Source organism: Pseudomonas sp. GW456-L13 (assembly GCF_017350115.1).
Classification (GTDB): domain Bacteria; phylum Pseudomonadota; class Gammaproteobacteria; order Pseudomonadales; family Pseudomonadaceae; genus Aquipseudomonas; species Aquipseudomonas jessenii.
Map to the genome: position 1 here is coordinate 2,341,471 of NZ_JACNAS010000002.1, position 15,359 is coordinate 2,356,829.

The 15,359-nt window shown below is 61.0% G+C and carries 15 protein-coding genes and 1 pseudogene; 8 read left to right on the forward strand and 8 right to left on the reverse strand.

Features of this window, described 5'->3' with window-relative positions; translation table 11 throughout:
- Positions 1–7 precede the first annotated feature (7 nt).
- Both recG and J4D25_RS24900 read left to right on the forward strand, forming a co-directional pair.
- Positions 8–2,083, forward strand: coding sequence for an ATP-dependent DNA helicase RecG (gene recG, locus J4D25_RS24895; protein ID WP_057712734.1), 2,076 nt, complete (start codon positions 8–10; stop codon positions 2,081–2,083).
- A gap of 78 nt (positions 2,084–2,161) precedes the next feature.
- The gene (locus J4D25_RS24900; RefSeq protein ID WP_057712733.1) at positions 2,162–3,565 is read left to right on the forward strand and encodes an aminoacyl-tRNA deacylase and HDOD domain-containing protein; all 1,404 of its coding nucleotides are present in this window, start codon (positions 2,162–2,164) and stop codon (positions 3,563–3,565) included.
- Between the two features lie 140 nt (positions 3,566–3,705).
- Here the strand turns inward: J4D25_RS24900 and J4D25_RS24905 are convergent, their stop codons facing one another.
- The gene (locus J4D25_RS24905) at positions 3,706–4,077 is read right to left on the reverse strand and encodes a hypothetical protein (protein WP_057712732.1); all 372 of its coding nucleotides are present in this window, start codon (positions 4,075–4,077) and stop codon (positions 3,706–3,708) included.
- 202 nt (positions 4,078–4,279) lie between these two features.
- Between J4D25_RS24905 and J4D25_RS24910 the strand changes: the two are divergent.
- Positions 4,280–4,540, forward strand: a pseudogene (locus tag J4D25_RS24910) (DUF6124 family protein); the annotation flags it as partial.
- Between the two features lie 88 nt (positions 4,541–4,628).
- Here J4D25_RS24910 and J4D25_RS24915 read toward each other — a convergent pair.
- The 3 genes from J4D25_RS24915 to J4D25_RS24925 form a co-directional block, all read right to left on the reverse strand.
- A complete protein-coding gene (locus J4D25_RS24915; protein ID WP_003195589.1) occupies positions 4,629–4,904 on the reverse strand; it encodes an HU family DNA-binding protein in 276 nt (91 codons plus the stop codon).
- 194 nt (positions 4,905–5,098) lie between these two features.
- Positions 5,099–6,247 (reverse strand): NAD(P)/FAD-dependent oxidoreductase, encoded by a 1,149-nt coding sequence (locus tag J4D25_RS24920; protein WP_057712731.1) that lies wholly within the window; start codon positions 6,245–6,247, stop codon positions 5,099–5,101.
- Positions 6,248–6,265: 18 nt separating this feature from the next.
- Positions 6,266–6,436, reverse strand: coding sequence for a rubredoxin (locus J4D25_RS24925; protein WP_007995385.1), 171 nt, complete (start codon positions 6,434–6,436; stop codon positions 6,266–6,268).
- Between the two features lie 199 nt (positions 6,437–6,635).
- Between J4D25_RS24925 and J4D25_RS24930 the strand changes: the two genes are divergently transcribed.
- Positions 6,636–7,199, forward strand: a complete 564-nt coding sequence (locus tag J4D25_RS24930; protein WP_057712730.1) for a chorismate lyase — start codon at positions 6,636–6,638, stop codon at positions 7,197–7,199.
- The gene (gene ubiA / locus J4D25_RS24935; RefSeq protein ID WP_057712729.1) at positions 7,199–8,089 is read left to right on the forward strand and encodes a 4-hydroxybenzoate octaprenyltransferase; all 891 of its coding nucleotides are present in this window, start codon (positions 7,199–7,201) and stop codon (positions 8,087–8,089) included. Before J4D25_RS24930 ends, ubiA begins: the two co-directional genes overlap by 1 nt.
- A gap of 121 nt (positions 8,090–8,210) precedes the next feature.
- On the opposite strand, the gene J4D25_RS24940 is transcribed toward ubiA, so the two are convergent.
- Entirely contained in the window at positions 8,211–8,597 is a 387-nt protein-coding gene (locus J4D25_RS24940) for a hypothetical protein (RefSeq protein WP_057712728.1), read from the reverse strand.
- Between the two features lie 153 nt (positions 8,598–8,750).
- Here J4D25_RS24940 and phoB point away from each other — a divergent pair, with 153 nt between their 5' ends.
- The 3 genes from phoB to J4D25_RS24955 all read left to right on the forward strand — a co-directional run bounded on the left by phoB (position 8,751) and on the right by J4D25_RS24955 (position 12,272).
- Entirely contained in the window at positions 8,751–9,440 is a 690-nt protein-coding gene (phoB, locus tag J4D25_RS24945) for a phosphate regulon transcriptional regulator PhoB (protein ID WP_003229608.1), read from the forward strand.
- Between the two features lie 80 nt (positions 9,441–9,520).
- A complete protein-coding gene (gene phoR, locus J4D25_RS24950) occupies positions 9,521–10,807 on the forward strand; it encodes a phosphate regulon sensor histidine kinase PhoR (RefSeq protein ID WP_219733298.1) in 1,287 nt (428 codons plus the stop codon).
- Positions 10,808–10,931: 124 nt separating this feature from the next.
- Positions 10,932–12,272: a hemolysin family protein gene (locus J4D25_RS24955; RefSeq protein WP_007975205.1), complete on the forward strand. Its 1,341-nt coding sequence runs from the start codon at positions 10,932–10,934 to the stop codon at positions 12,270–12,272.
- 67 nt (positions 12,273–12,339) lie between these two features.
- On the opposite strand, the gene J4D25_RS24960 is transcribed toward J4D25_RS24955, so the two are convergent.
- The 3 genes from J4D25_RS24960 to phoU form a co-directional block, all read right to left on the reverse strand.
- Positions 12,340–13,236, reverse strand: a complete 897-nt coding sequence (locus tag J4D25_RS24960; protein ID WP_057712726.1) for a peptidoglycan DD-metalloendopeptidase family protein — start codon at positions 13,234–13,236, stop codon at positions 12,340–12,342.
- A 222-nt stretch (positions 13,237–13,458) separates the two neighbouring features.
- Positions 13,459–14,361 carry a response regulator gene (locus J4D25_RS24965; protein ID WP_057712725.1) on the reverse strand — a complete coding sequence of 301 codons (903 nt, stop codon included), beginning with the start codon at positions 14,359–14,361 and terminating at the stop codon, positions 13,459–13,461.
- A 168-nt stretch (positions 14,362–14,529) separates the two neighbouring features.
- Positions 14,530–15,291: a phosphate signaling complex protein PhoU gene (gene phoU / locus J4D25_RS24970; protein ID WP_057712724.1), complete on the reverse strand. Its 762-nt coding sequence runs from the start codon at positions 15,289–15,291 to the stop codon at positions 14,530–14,532.
- Positions 15,292–15,359: the final 68 nt, after the last annotated feature.

Below are 15,359 nucleotides of genomic sequence, written 5' to 3' on the forward strand. Positions count from 1 at the left end.
AACGGTCATGGGCGAGTTGTCGCAAGTGTCGGTAACGGCACTCAAGGGTGTCGGTGAAGCCATGGCCGAGAAACTGGCCAAGGTCGGCCTGGAAAACCTCCAGGACGTGTTGTTTCACCTGCCCCTGCGTTATCAGGACCGCACTCGCGTGGTGCCGATCGGCGCACTGCGGCCCGGTCAGGATGCGGTCATCGAAGGCACTGTCAGCGGTGCCGATGTGGTCATGGGGCGTCGGCGCAGCCTGGTAGTCCGGTTGCAGGATGGCACCGGGGGCTTGAGCCTGCGCTTCTACCATTTCAGCAACGCGCAAAAGGAAGGCCTCAAACGCGGCACGCGGATTCGTTGTTACGGCGAGGCACGGCCTGGTGCTTCGGGGCTGGAGATCTACCACCCGGAATACCGCGCCATCACCGGCGACGAACCGCCGCCGGTGGATGAAACCCTGACCCCGGTCTACCCGCTCACCGAAGGCCTGACCCAACAGCGCTTGCGCCAGTTGTGCATGCAGACCCTCACCCTGCTCGGCCCCAGCAGCCTGCCCGACTGGCTGCCGAGCGAACTGGCCCGCGACTACCAACTGGCGCCGCTGGCCGATGCGATCCGCTACCTGCACAACCCGCCCGCCGATGCCGACGTCGATGAACTGGCCCTCGGTCACCACTGGGCACAGCACCGTCTGGCTTTCGAAGAACTGCTGACCCATCAACTGTCGCAACAGCGCCTTCGTGAAAGCATGCGCGCCCTGCGTGCGCCCGCGATACCCAAAGCTACCAAGCTGCCAGCCAAATACCTGGCCAACCTCGGCTTCAGCCCGACCGGTGCCCAGCAGCGAGTTGGCAACGAAATCGCCTATGACCTCAGCCAGCACGAACCGATGCTGCGACTGATCCAGGGCGATGTCGGCGCCGGCAAAACCGTGGTCGCCGCCCTTGCCGCACTGCAAGCGCTGGAGGCCGGTTATCAGGTCGCGCTGATGGCGCCCACCGAGATTCTCGCCGAGCAGCACTTCATCACCTTCAAGCGCTGGCTCGAACCGCTGGGCATCGAAGTCGCGTGGCTGGCCGGCAAGCTCAAGGGCAAGAACCGCGTCGCCGCGCTGGAGCAAATCGCCAGCGGCACGCCGATGGTGGTCGGCACCCACGCGCTGTTCCAGGACGAAGTGCAATTCAAGAACCTGGCGCTGGTGATCATCGACGAACAGCACCGTTTCGGCGTACAGCAGCGTCTGGCCTTGCGGCAGAAAGGCGTCGGCGGGCGCATGTGCCCGCACCAGTTGATCATGACCGCCACGCCGATTCCGCGCACGCTGGCCATGAGTGCCTACGCCGACCTCGACACCTCGATCCTCGACGAACTGCCCCCCGGCCGAACCCCGGTCAACACCGTGCTGATCACCGACACCCGGCGGGTCGAAGTCATCGAGCGAGTGCGCAGCGCTTGCGCCGAAGGGCGTCAGGCCTATTGGGTGTGCACGCTGATCGAAGAGTCGGAAGAGCTGACCTGCCAGGCCGCCGAAACCACTTTTGAGGACCTCACCGCCGCCCTCGGCGAACTGAAGGTCGGGCTGATCCACGGCCGCATGAAGCCTGCGGAAAAAGCCGCGGTGATGGCCGAATTCAAGGCCGGCAACCTGCAATTGCTGGTCGCGACCACGGTGATCGAAGTCGGCGTGGACGTGCCCAACGCCAGCCTGATGATCATCGAGAACCCTGAACGCCTGGGCCTGGCGCAATTGCACCAGTTGCGCGGCCGCGTCGGCCGGGGCAGCGCCGTCAGCCATTGCGTGCTGCTCTACCATCCGCCGCTGTCGCAGATCGGCCGCCAGCGCCTGGGCATCATGCGTGAAACCAACGATGGTTTCGTCATCGCCGAAAAGGATCTGGAACTGCGCGGCCCCGGCGAAATGCTCGGCACCCGGCAGACAGGGTTACTTCAATTCAAGGTCGCCGACCTGATGCGCGATGCCGATTTGCTGCCCGCCGTGCGGGATGCCGCCCAGGCATTGCTCGAGCGCTGGCCGACCCACGTCAGCCCGCTACTCGATCGATGGCTGCGTCATGGCCAACAATACGGCCAAGTGTGACAACCGTCACGGTTTCTGAGGCGTGGCCCCAAGCAAGCTGGTTATACTCCTGCAATTGTTTAAGTCCGGATACAGACCATGACCGACGTTGCCTTCGCACCCGACACCCCGCACGCTCCGTCGGTTATTCGGCTGATGCTGGGCAAGCTGGGCATTGCCTACGAAGAGGTGCTGGACCGTCACGGTCTCAATGCCGCGCGCAAAGTGCAGGCTGTTCTCCTGGATGACAGCATTGGCGTATTGATGGTGCTGTTCCCGCAGAGCCAATTGCTGGACCTCAATCGCCTGACCGAACTCACCGGTCGCCGCCTCGCCGCCGTACCCACCGAACGCCTGACAAAAATGCTCGGCAAGCACAATCTCAGCTTGCTGCCGGGCTTGCCGGCGCTGACCAGTTCACCGTGCCTGTATGACGAAAGCCTGCTGCGCGAGCCGAAGTTGCTGATCAACTCCGGTGAGCCGGGCGTGCTGCTGGAAATCACCAGCGAAGACTTCAAGGCGACCATGCTGACCAAGGCCAGCGCCGCCAACTTCGGCGAAAACCTGACCAGCATCCGTCCCAACCTCGACCGCCCCGATGACGACCGCGAGGAAATCACCCAGGCCGTCCAGGCGTTCACCGCACGGCGTATCCAGCAGCGTCTGGAAGCGACCATCGAAATTCCGCCGCTGGCCGAAACCGCGCAAAAAATCATCAAGCTGCGCGTCGACCCCAACGCCACCATCGACGACATCACCGGCGTGGTCGAAACCGACCCGGCGCTGGCCGCACAAGTGGTGAGCTGGGCGGCATCGCCCTACTACGCGTCGCCGGGCAAGATCCGCTCCGTTGAAGACGCCATCGTGCGCGTGCTGGGCTTCGACCTGGTGATCAACCTGGCGCTGGGCCTGGCCCTGGGCAAAACCCTGAGCCTGCCCAAGGACCACCCGCAACACTCCACCCCGTACTGGCAGCAATCGATCTACACCGCCGCCGTCATCGAAGGCCTGACCCGCGCCATGCCGCGCGCCCAGCGTCCGGAAGCCGGCCTGACCTACCTCGCCGGCCTGCTGCACAACTTCGGCTACCTGCTGCTGGCCCATGTGTTCCCGCCGCACTTCTCGCTGATCTGCCGTCACCTGGAGGTCAACCCGCACCTGTGCCACAGCTACATCGAGCAACACCTGCTGGGTATCAGCCGCGAACAGATCGGCGCATGGCTGATGCGCCACTGGGACATGCCCGAAGAACTGTCCACAGCGCTGCGCTTCCAGCACGACCCAGCCTACGACGGCGCCTACGCCGAGTACCCGAACCTGGTCTGCCTGGCCGTGCGCCTGCTGCGCAGCCGTAACATCGGCTCCGGCCCCGACGAAGACATCCCCGACGCCCTGCTCGAACGCCTCGGCCTGAGCCGCGAAAAAGCCAACGACGTGGTAAGCAAAGTGCTGGAAGCCGAGATGCTGCTGCGCGAATTGGCATCGCAATTCACTCAAGGCTGAAAAACATCGCGAGCAAGCTCGCTCCCACAAGGATCACCAAAACCGTGTAGGAGCGAGCTTGCTCGCGAAAGTCGTCAACGATGACGCGTGCATCCTGGATAACCGCGGGGGGCTTGAGTTTCTCGCGAGCAAGCTCGCTCCTACACCTTCTTCGGCTTCAAATACTTGGTCAACCCCTGGAACCAGATCACCAGCGCGGGGTTGCCCTTGATCTGAATCGACTTGTCCTGAATCCCCGTCATGAACGCCAGTTGCTTGTTCTTCGCCTGCATCGTGGCAAAGCCGTACGCGGCGTCTTTAAAGGCAATCGCAAATGCAGGTTCGGCATGCACACCCGATTGACTGGTGATGCGCTGGTCCTTCACGCGGAAATGTCGCGCCACTTTCCCGTCCAGGGTCTGCAGCTGGAACACCAGATCCTTGTCACCCAACTGCTGCTGAAACGCCGGATTGGACCGGCTAGCCTTACCCATCAACAAACCCAGCATCCACAGCAGAAAACGAAATTTCATGCGCACAGCCTCAGAAGGAAAATGAACGGCTTGGGCAGTTTAACGGCTTCAGGCGATAACACCAGTATCTGCTTGCGTTAGAAGAAGATCAGAACTATTACCCTCACGATGACCACCAAGTCACAATTATCAAAACTTCCTTCAAGACCACTCCACACACCACTCCTACACCAAACGAAACACATTCTGTAGGAGCTCAACGAAACACAGCGGCCAACTCTTCAGCGTCTGCCCGGACATCAACACCGAAGCACTCCTGGCCAACGCCTCGGAAGATCTGCTGTCCATCAGCGCCATCGCCGCTGACCTGGCCGATGATGTAGACGGCTCACACCGCTCAGTAGCCCTGGCGATCAGTCGCGTGGCTGAGGGTACGCATTTGCTGGTAGAGCGGGCGCTGGATCATCTGGATGAGCCGGAAATGGCGGCGGTTCTCGCCAAGCAACAAAGCGGGCTTGGCTGATTCGCACCCACAAAAAATGGGCACCCAACCCTGGTTGGCGTGCCCATTTTTTATTCCACTCCCCCGCTACGCGGGAGGTGAAAACGGATTACGGATTAACGCTGTCTTTCAACGATTTCCCAGGCTTGAAAGCAACGGTGTTGCTGGCCTTGATTTTGACGGGTTCACCGGTTTGCGGGTTTTTGCCGGTGCGGGCACCGCGATGGCGTTGCAGGAAGGTACCGAAGCCCACCAGCGTCACGCTGTCTTTGCGGTGCAGGGCACCGGTGATTTCTTCAAGAACGGCGTTGAGAACGCGGTTGGCTTGTTCTTTGGTGAGGTCTGCTTTTTCAGCAATGGCTGCAGCGAGGTCTGGTTTACGCATGTGAGTGAAGCCCCTTTGACGGTTTGTTGTTGTTATGTCCGTGCTGCTCTCTATGGAGCAGCGCCCAAAGCGCCGCAGGTGCTCTACTCTGCGGCAGACGGGAGTGAGGATGGCACGCAGTGAGGCCCCGCGCCAGTATCGGCGCGGCCATTGTTAGGGCAAAAGGGGGGTGATTCCGACAGAACGACCGGTATTTATGCCAACAGGGCCGGAAGCTCTTTGTTCAGGGCCAGTTTTTCCATCACGGCGGCACCGGTGAGGGCGTAACCGAGCAGCTTGCCCGCGGCATCGCGGCATAAAACCTTGATGTCGGCGCCCTGCCCTTCGACTGTCCAGATGCCCTCTGCGCCACGTGGCGGCGGGGACACCACCAACGGGCAGACCGGGGTCTTGACGGTGATCGGCATCGGGCCATAGCTGACAGCGGTCGGGTTGCCGGCCAGGGTTTGCGCCAGCGCTCGCGCACAGCTCATCAGGGGCATCACGTACAGCAGGTTCAGCCCGTCGACCTCGGCGCAGTCGCCCAGGGCGTAGATGTTGGCGTGGGAGGTCTTCAGGTGCCGGTCGACCATGATGCCGCGGTTGACCTGCAGACCGGCCGCAGCCGCGAGATCAACGCGTGGACGCAGGCCAATGGCCGAGACCACCACGTCGCACGGGATCACTTGGCCATCGGACAGGTGCGCTTCCAGGCCGTCAGCCACGCGTTGCAGGCGGTTGAGCACCGGCCCGAGGTGGAAGCGAGCGCCAAGGCTTTCGAGGCCTGCCTGCACCGCAGCGGCGGCCGCCGGGTGCAACAGGGTCGGCATGACCTGTTCGCACGGCGCAACCAGCTGCACTTCGTAGCCACCCAGGGTCAGGTCGTTGGCGAACTCGCAGCCGATCAGGCCGGCGCCGAGCAGCAGCACGCGACGCTTGCCGGTCGCCGCCGCACGGAAGCGTGCGTAGTCTTCCAGGTCGTTGATCGGGAACACGCAGTCCGCCGCGTCGCCTTCAATGGGGACACGCACGGTTTCGGCGCCCCAGGCCAGGATCAGGTCGCGGTAGATCACCGCTTCTTCACCGATCCACAAGCGCTTGTGGCCTGGGTCGATGCCGCTGATGCGCGTGTGGGTACGTATTTCAGCCTTGAGCTGTTCGGCCATGGTGCCGGGTTCGGCCATGCTCAGGCCGTCGGCATCCTTGTTTTTGCCGAAGCCGGTGGAGAGCATCGGCTTGGAGTAGGAGCGCCCGTCATCGGCGGTAATCAGCAGCAGCGGGGTTTCGCTATCGAGTTTGCGAAACTCGCGGGCCACGTTGTAGCCAGCCAGGCCGGTGCCAATGATTACGACAGGTGCGTTCATTCCTTACTCCTCAATTATTCAGGCAGCGATTTCGATCATTTCAAAATCCATTTTGCCCACACCGCAGTCCGGGCACAGCCAATCTGCCGGGACGTCTTCCCAACGGGTGCCCGGCGCAATGCCGTCATCCGGCCAACCGTCGGCTTCGTTGTAGATCAGGCCGCAGACGATACATTGCCACTTTTTCATCAGGTACTTCCTCAGGGTTCAGGCGTTTTGCCGGCCGGACGGTCGATGGTTGTAGCACTGCCGTCCAACTCAGCGCGTTTTGTACTGATCGGAGCCATCGGATGCAAGCCTGTTCGGCGCAACGGCAGGCCATTTCAATCGATATCGGCGGCTGACATGTTAAGCTCGCCGCCTCATTTGCTGCCAATAATGACTCATTGTGCATCACACAGAATCCCCCTCTCCAGCTCCTCTCTGGCTCTCGCGCAGCGAACTGGCGCCCCTCCCCGATGCCTCCACCCTCGACTGGCTGTTCGACGAAGGCTCGCTGACCAGACGTCTGATTCATCTGTCGAATGACGCCTTCAGCGTCTCGCCGATGTTCGAAGGCTGGCAGCCCCTGCGTGCCGACGAATGCGCAGCACTGGACCTGGCCGATGGCAGTGAGGGCTGGGTCCGCGAGGTGTATTTGCGTGGTCATGGCCAGGCGTGGGTGTTTGCGCGCAGCGTGGCGTCACGCAGTGCATTGCAAGGCGACGGCTTGCACATGGACGAACTGGGCAGCCGCTCGCTGGGCGAATTGCTGTTTTGCGATCAGGCCTTCCAGCGCCGGGCCATCGAGGTTTGCCATTATCCGCAAGCGTGGCTGCCCGCCGAGGTGCAATCGCCTGGACTGTGGGGCCGCCGCTCGCGCTTCGACCGCGGTGCCTTGAGCGTTTTGGTGGCCGAAATTTTCCTGCCTTCCCTGTGGGACGCCGCCTGCGCCCAATCGGAGAACCGTTGATGTACCAAAGCCTGCTCAAGTCCTTGAACCGCTTGAACCCTCGGGCCTGGGATTTCATTCAGCTGACCCGCATGGACAAGCCGATCGGCATTTACCTGCTGCTCTGGCCAACGCTGTGGGCGCTGTGGATTGCCGGCAAGGGTTCGCCCTCCCTGGCCAATATTGTGATTTTCGTCCTTGGCGTGGTGCTGACTCGCGCTGGCGGCTGCGTGATCAACGACTGGGCGGACCGCAAGGTCGATGGTCATGTGAAGCGTACCGAGCAGCGGCCGCTGGTGAGCGGCAAGATCAGCTCCAAAGAGGCACTGGTATTCTTCGCGCTGCTGATGGGCGTGAGTTTCCTGCTGGTGCTGTGCACCAATGCCGCGACCATTTGGCTGTCGTTGGGCGGCCTGGCGCTGGCGTTCAGTTACCCGTTCATGAAGCGCTACACCTATTACCCGCAAGTGGTGCTGGGCGCTGCATTTTCGTGGGGGATGCCGATGGCGTTCACCGCAGAAACCGGTGAACTGCCGGCTGTCGCATGGCTGCTGTGGATCGCCAACCTGATGTGGACCGTGGGTTACGACACGTATTACGCGATGACCGACCGCGATGACGACCTGAAGATCGGCGTGAAATCCACGGCGATTCTGTTCGGCGACGCGGACCGGGCGATCATCCTGACCCTGCAAGGGCTGGCGCTGGGTTGCCTGTTGCTGGCGGGTTCGAAGTTCGACCTCGGTGGCTGGTTCCACCTTGGATTACTGGCGGCCGCGGGCTGCTTTGCCTGGGAGTTCTGGTACACCCGCGACAGGGACCGCATGCGTTGCTTCAAGGCGTTTTTACACAACCATTGGGCAGGGTTGGCGATTTTTGTGGGGATTGTTTTGGATTACGCAGTGCGTTAACGCCATATCGTGTGTAGGGGCGAGCCCGCTCGCGATGAATTTGAAGACGACGCGGTTATCCAGACGGCCCGCATAATCGTTCACGCTCATCGCGAGCAGGCTCGCTCCTACATGAGATGTCTTACATCTTCGGCCCTTGGAGGACGTGCCAGACCTTGTTCTTCATGTCGCCCGTCTTGTCTCCGGGCTTCTTGTCGTCGTCGTAGTAGTACAGCGGCTTGCCGTCGTAGGCCCATTGCATCGTGCCATCGTCACGCTGGACGACTGTCCATTTACCTTCAGCCTTGGCACCCGCTTCAGCCTTGAGCGGCGGCCAGTGTTTTGCACACTCACCGGTGCATACCGACGTGCCGCCAGTGTCCTTGTCGAACGTGTACAAGGTCATGCCCTTATGGTCGACCATCATGCCGTCTTTCATCATCGCCGGCTCAGCCGCGAAGGCCATGGTCGGCAAGGTAAACGCCGCAACCAGTAGCAGAGCCTTGAAGGATTGCGAGATTTGCTTCATGGAAACCTTCCTTTTGTGGTTGTCAGGATTCGGACTTAAAGCTTAGCCCAGGATCCCACCAATCGCCGACCGACTAAAATACTGTCACACGACTGCAATAATTCCGTTATCTAATGCGGCGCAAGACAGTTAAATGACAAGAGGATTAAGGGCATGGTTGGCAGGAGCATTCTGATCGTCGACGACGAAGCGCCTATTCGCGAAATGATCGCCGTTGCGTTGGAAATGGCCGGCTATGACTGCCTGGAGGCTGAAAACTCCCAGCAGGCCCACGCCATTATCGTCGACCGCAAACCGGACCTGATCCTGCTCGACTGGATGCTGCCCGGCACGTCCGGCATCGAGCTGGCCCGTCGTCTCAAGCGTGATGAATTGACCGGGGACATCCCGATCATCATGCTCACTGCCAAAGGTGAAGAGGACAACAAGATCCAGGGCCTGGAAGTCGGCGCCGACGACTACATCACCAAGCCGTTTTCCCCCCGTGAGCTGGTAGCGCGCCTGAAGGCCGTGCTGCGCCGTGCCGGCCCGACCGATGGCGAGGCGCCAATCGAAGTCGGCGGCCTGCTGCTGGACCCGATCAGCCACCGGGTGACCATCGACGGCCGTCCTGCCGAGATGGGCCCGACCGAATACCGCCTGCTGCAATTTTTCATGACCCACCAGGAGCGCGCCTACACGCGTGGCCAGTTGCTGGATCAGGTCTGGGGCGGCAACGTCTACGTTGAAGAGCGTACCGTCGACGTGCACATTCGTCGCCTGCGCAAAGCCCTCGGCGATGCTTACGAAAATCTGGTACAAACCGTGCGCGGCACCGGTTACCGCTTTTCTACCAAAGCCTGACCCGGACCTTTACCGCCCGACAAGCTGACAAGGACGCGCGTCAAGTGAACCAAAACTGGCATGGCACCCTGATTCGCCACATGCTGCTGCTGGTCACCGCCTGCCTGGTGATCGGCCTGATTACCGGCTATTACGGCTGGAGCCTCGCCGCAGGCCTGGGTCTTTACCTGGCCTGGACCCTCAAGCAATTGCTGCGTCTGCACGAGTGGCTGCGCCTGCACAAACCCGATGAAGCGCCACCCGACGGCTACGGCCTGTGGGGCGAGGTGTTCGACAGCATCTACCACCTGCAACGCCGCGACCAACGGGTACGCGGGCGCCTGCAAGCGGTGATCGACCGGGTTCAGGAGTCCACCGCCGCGCTCAAGGATGCGGTGATCATGCTCGACACCGACGGCAACCTGGAATGGTGGAACCGCGCCGCCGAAACTCTGCTGGGCCTCAAGACGCCACAGGACAGCGGCCAACCGGTGACCAACCTGGTGCGCCATCCGCGCTTCAAGGAATACTTCGAGCAAGACAGCTACGCTGAGCCGCTGGAAATCCCTTCGCCAACCAACGACCGCGTGCGCATTCAGCTGTACATCACCCGTTACGGCAACAACGAACACTTGATGCTGGTGCGCGATGTGACGCGCATCCATCAGCTTGAGCAAATGCGCAAAGACTTCATCGCCAACGTTTCCCATGAACTGCGCACACCGTTGACGGTGATCTGCGGTTACCTGGAAACCTTGCTCGACAACGTCGACGAGGTGAACCCGCGCTGGGGCCGTGCCTTGCAGCAGATGCAGCAACAAGGCGGACGCATGCAGACCCTGCTCAACGACCTGTTGTTGCTGGCCAAGCTGGAAGCCACCGATTATCCGTCGGACAACCAGCCGGTACCGATCGACGGCTTGCTGCAATCGATCAAGAGTGACGCGCAGCAGTTGTCCGGCCAGAAAAACCAGAACATCACCCTGGAAGCCGACCCGACGATTCTGCTCAAGGGCAGCGAAGCGGAGTTGCGCAGCGCATTTTCCAACCTGGTGTTCAACGCGGTGAAATACACCCCGGCCGAAGGCAATATCCGTATTCGCTGGTGGGGCGATGACCAGGGGGCGCACCTGAGCGTGCAGGATTCCGGGATCGGCATCGATAACAAACACCTGCCGCGCCTGACCGAACGCTTCTATCGCGTCGACTCCAGCCGCAACTCCAACACCGGGGGCACCGGCCTGGGGCTGGCGATCGTCAAACACGTCTTGTTACGACATCGGGCACGCATGGAAATCAGCAGCGTGCCGGGCCACGGCAGTACCTTTACCTGCCACTTTGCCCCGGCCCAGGTCACCAAATCACGGGTTATCAGCACCGCTGACTGATACCGGCCAGCACGCGCCACTAGGCAACTGGCCGGTCAGCCGCTACATTGGCTGACTTGTGCCTGCCTTTCAGGCGCGGTTTTTTACTTCCCACTCGAATATACGGAACCCGCAAAACTCCATCATGGACCCTTCCCCTGGCTTGACCCTCGCTACAATTTTCGCCGACTTCGGCATGATTCTTTTTGCTCTGATCCTGGTTTTGCTCAACGGATTTTTCGTTGCGGCGGAATTTGCCATGGTCAAATTGCGCTCGACCCGGGTCGAGGCCATCGCTGACAAAAACGGCTGGCGCGGGCACATCCTGCGCACCGTGCACAGTCAGCTCGATGCTTACCTGTCGGCTTGCCAATTGGGTATCACCCTCGCCTCCCTGGGCCTGGGCTGGGTCGGTGAACCCGCGTTTGCCCACATTCTTGAGCCGGTGTTGAGCGCAGTCGGCGTCGAGTCGGCCGAAGTGGTCAAAGGCATCTCGTTCTTCACCGCCTTCTTCATCATTTCGTACCTGCACATCGTGGTCGGCGAACTGGCCCCCAAATCCTGGGCCATCCGCAAACCCGAGTTGCTGTCGCTGTGGACCGCCGTGCCGCTGTACCTGTTCTATTGGGCCATGTACCCGGCCATCTACCTGCTCAACGCCAGCGCCAACACTATCCTGCGCATTGCGGGGCAAGGTGAACCCGGCCCGCATCACGAGCATCACTACAGCCGTGAAGAACTGAAACTGATCCTGCACTCCAGCCGCGGCCAGGACCCGAGCGACCAAGGCATGCGCGTGCTGGCCTCGGCAGTGGAAATGGGTGAACTGGAAGTGGTCGACTGGGCCAACTCCCGCGAAGACCTGGTGACCCTGGAGTTCAACGCGCCGCTCAAACAGATCCTGGCGATGTTCCGTCGCCACAAGTTCAGCCGCTACCCGGTGTACGACAGCGAGCGCCAGGAGTTCGTCGGCCTGCTGCACATCAAGGATCTGCTGCTGGAACTGGCGGCGCTGGACCACATTCCCGAGTCGTTCAACCTGGCCGAACTGACCCGCCCGCTGGAGCGCGTGTCACGGCACATGCCGCTGTCGCAGTTGCTGGAGCAGTTCCGCAAGGGCGGCTCGCACTTCGCCGTGGTCGAAGAGGCCGACGGCAACATCATCGGCTACCTGACCATGGAAGACGTGCTGGAAGTGCTGGTCGGCGACATCCAGGACGAACACCGCAAGGCCGAACGCGGGATCCTCGCGTATCAGCCGGGCAAGCTGCTGGTGCGGGGCGATACACCACTTTTCAAGGTTGAAAGGTTGCTGGGCATCGACCTCGACCACGTCGAAGCCGAAACCCTTGCCGGGCTGGTCTATGAGAGCCTCAAGCGCGTTCCGGAAGAGGAAGAAGTGCTGGAAGTCGAAGGCCTGCGGATCATCATCAAGAAGATGAAAGGGCCGAAGATCGTTCTGGCCAAGGTGTTGATGCTGGATTGATCTGCGGCTGAAGGGCCTTTTGTGGCGAGGGGGCAAGCCCCCTCGCCACAGTTGATCACCGAAAACTTCACTTCCCGCCCAACGCAAAGTTGGGCAGCGCACCCACCGGCTGGTTGAACTGGTACGGAATCGATACCAGCCCCAGCCCGGTATTGCGCTGCACCACGAAGTGCAAATGCGGCCCGGTGCTGTTGCCGGTGTTGCCGGACAACGCCAACGCACTGCCTACCGTTACCCGCTGACCTTCCCGAACGCAGACCGAACCTTTCTTCAGGTGCAGGTAAACACCCATGGTCCCGTCATCGTGCAGCACCCGCACGAAATTGCCGGAAGCGTCGGTGCCGCGCCCGCTCTGCCTGTTCTCGGTTTTCACCACCACCCCGCCTCGCGCGGCAATGATCGGCGTGCCCTCAGGCATTGCGATGTCTATGGCATATCGGCTCCTGGGCCCGAAGTGGCTGTAGGGGCCATTGGCGCCCTGACTGATCCGGAATGGTCCACCACGCCAGGGCAACGGGTACCGATAGCCCACCGTGGGCCCAGAGGGGTCGCCCAGGGAGTATTTGAACTTCGGGACGTATGCGAGGGGCCTCCCGCTTTTAGTCGCCGTGAGCCGCGCCAGACGAACGCTGCTGCGTAGCGGTATCACCCGCCGAATCGTCCCGCCCGGCACGCCGCTGGCGTTTTTCACCCCGGCAAAACTCAATTCGACTTCTACCGGCGCATACAGGTCATTGCGCACGTACACGCTGTGCACGCCGTTCTTCTTCATGATGATGAGGCGCACCTGACGCTCAAGGTGCTCGACCATGCCATCGCGAAAAACGAACACCTGGGCGCCTTTGCTGGGGCGGTCGCTGTAGGAAACCACGCCATAGGCGTCCTTGGACTTGTAGATGGTCATGGCCACGGCCGAGGTGGCGACCATGAACAAGCCACATAAAAACAGCAGGCGCGTGAACATGAGCAAGGATTCTGTCGAGTGAGATCTGGGATTGAGCCTAGCAGCTGCAATGGACCCGGGTAGTCGGCAGTTGTTTCAGAAAAGGTGTTCAGCAGATGTGCGGTAAACGTGATGACCCCATCGTCGGATCGCCGCCCGGAGCAAGCTCGCTCCCACAAGAGAACGCATTACAAATGTGGGAGCGAGCCTGCTCGCGAAAGCGGACTGTCAGGCGGCCCTATATCAAGCGCCAGGAATAAAGTGCTTCTGCGCCGTACCACGCGCAATCAGGCGGGAGATGTAATCGAGCTTCTGCGCATCCTGGTCGACAAAGCGGAAGGTCAGTTGCAGCCAGTCGCTGTCGGGCTTCGGTTCGTGGGCCACGACGGCGTGCAGGTAACCGTTGAGACGGGCGATTTCGGCGTTGTCGCCCTGCTCAAGGTCCAGCACCGCGCTGTCGAGGATCTGCGGGAGGGTCTCGGTGCGTTTGACCACCAACAGGGCTTCCTTGAGGCTCAAGGCCTTGATCACACATTGCGCGATGCCGTTCGGCAAGCGCAGTTGACCCTGGCCACGGCCACTGGTGGGTGCCGAGGAGGTCGCAGGCGTCTTGACCGGTGGACTGTTGAGCAAGCCTTTGGACGGTGCGGGTGCGGCCGTTGGTGTCACTACGGGTGCCTTGCCACCGGTCAAGGCGGCAAGGGAGTCGTTACCGAAGGCAGGGCTGGTTTTGGTTGCGGCTACGTTGATCAAGGCGTCGAGTTTGCCGACCTTGTGCAGCGCCTGCTTGACCTTGGTGATCAGTTGCTCGTTGGTGAACGGCTTGCCGACGTAACCGGAAACTCCGGCCTGGATCGCCTGGACAACGTTCTCCTTGTCGCCACGGCTGGTGACCATCACGAAGGGCATTGTTTTGAGGGTGTCTTGCTCGCGGCACCAGGTCAGCAGTTCCAGGCCGGACATTTCCGGCATTTCCCAGTCGCACAGGACCAGGTCGAAGGCTTCCTTGGCCAGCATGGCCTGGGCCTTTCTGCCGTTGATCGCGTCTTCAATCCGCATGCCCGGGAAATAGTTGCGCAGGCACTTCTTCACCAGGTCACGAATGAACGACGCGTCGTCCACGACCAACACATTGACCTTACTCATCCAAAACCCCTTTAAAAAATCCCGGCCAGCATACCGCCTTGCTGATGGCACATTGCCAAAAACCTTCAGTCACGCCGGACTTTTCGTTCGCGGGGTGCTGCCTTTCGAATTCGTGAAGCTCAAACAAAAACGCCCGGCCAAAAGGCCGGGCGCTTTACTTGGGCAACCTTACTTATCGTCAGTTTTGCCCGGAACATTAGCGCTTTCGCCGGTTGTTCCTTCGACTTCTTCCTTCATGCGCTTGAGACCCAGGTGCCGCACGTCGGTGCCGCGTACCAGGTAGATCACCAGCTCCGAGATATTGCGCGCGTGGTCGCCGATACGCTCCAGCGAACGCAGCACCCAGATAATGCTCAGAACCCGCGAAATGGAACGCGGATCTTCCATCATGTAGGTAGCCAGCTCACGCAGGGCCGTCTTGTATTCGCGGTCGATGATCTTGTCGTACTGCGCCACCGACAAGGCCAGTTCGGCGTCGAAACGGGCAAAGGCGTCCAGTGCATCGCGGACCATGTTGCGCACCTGGTCGCCGATGTGACGCACTTCGACGTAACCGCGCGGCGCTTCGCCTTCTTCGCACAGCTGGATGGCACGACGGGCGATCTTGGTCGCTTCGTCACCGATGCGCTCCAGGTCGATCACCGACTTGGAAATGCTGATGATCAGGCGCAGGTCGGACGCTGCCGGCTGACGACGGGCCAGAATGCGCAGGCATTCTTCATCGATGTTGCGTTCCATCTGGTTGATCTGGTCGTCGATCTCGCGCACCTGCTGGGCCAGGCCGGAGTCGGCCTCGATCAGCGCGGTCACCGCGTCGTTGACTTGCTTTTCCACCAGCCCGCCCATGGCCAGGAGGTGGCTGCGCACTTCCTCAAGCTCGGCGTTGAATTGCGCGGAAATGTGGTGGGTAAGGCCTTCTTTACTAATCATCTTTTTCGCTCCGCGAAAGTTGCAAGCTTCAAGCTGCAAGCTTCAAGCAGTTATGTACAAGTCCTGGA

What these genes read in the sequence shown, in the direction of transcription:
- phoB (WP_003229608.1), top strand. Translation starts at nt 8,751, where the DNA reads ATGGTTGGCAGGAGCATTCTGATCGTCGACGACGAAGCGCCTATTCGC.
- J4D25_RS24915 (WP_003195589.1), bottom strand. Translation starts at nt 4,904, where the DNA reads ATGCGTAAACCAGACCTCGCTGCAGCCATTGCTGAAAAAGCAGACCTC.
- J4D25_RS24965 (WP_057712725.1), bottom strand. Translation starts at nt 14,361, where the DNA reads ATGAGTAAGGTCAATGTGTTGGTCGTGGACGACGCGTCGTTCATTCGT.
- J4D25_RS24940 (WP_057712728.1), bottom strand. Translation starts at nt 8,597, where the DNA reads ATGAAGCAAATCTCGCAATCCTTCAAGGCTCTGCTACTGGTTGCGGCG.
- J4D25_RS24905 (WP_057712732.1), bottom strand. Translation starts at nt 4,077, where the DNA reads ATGAAATTTCGTTTTCTGCTGTGGATGCTGGGTTTGTTGATGGGTAAG.
- J4D25_RS24925 (WP_007995385.1), bottom strand. Translation starts at nt 6,436, where the DNA reads ATGAAAAAGTGGCAATGTATCGTCTGCGGCCTGATCTACAACGAAGCC.
- J4D25_RS24900 (WP_057712733.1), top strand. Translation starts at nt 2,162, where the DNA reads ATGACCGACGTTGCCTTCGCACCCGACACCCCGCACGCTCCGTCGGTT.
- phoR (WP_219733298.1), top strand. Translation starts at nt 9,521, where the DNA reads ATGCTGCTGCTGGTCACCGCCTGCCTGGTGATCGGCCTGATTACCGGC.
- J4D25_RS24920 (WP_057712731.1), bottom strand. Translation starts at nt 6,247, where the DNA reads ATGAACGCACCTGTCGTAATCATTGGCACCGGCCTGGCTGGCTACAAC.
- recG (WP_057712734.1), top strand. Translation starts at nt 8, where the DNA reads ATGGGCGAGTTGTCGCAAGTGTCGGTAACGGCACTCAAGGGTGTCGGT.
- ubiA (WP_057712729.1), top strand. Translation starts at nt 7,199, where the DNA reads ATGTACCAAAGCCTGCTCAAGTCCTTGAACCGCTTGAACCCTCGGGCC.
- J4D25_RS24955 (WP_007975205.1), top strand. Translation starts at nt 10,932, where the DNA reads ATGGACCCTTCCCCTGGCTTGACCCTCGCTACAATTTTCGCCGACTTC.
- phoU (WP_057712724.1), bottom strand. Translation starts at nt 15,291, where the DNA reads ATGATTAGTAAAGAAGGCCTTACCCACCACATTTCCGCGCAATTCAAC.
- J4D25_RS24960 (WP_057712726.1), bottom strand. Translation starts at nt 13,236, where the DNA reads ATGTTCACGCGCCTGCTGTTTTTATGTGGCTTGTTCATGGTCGCCACC.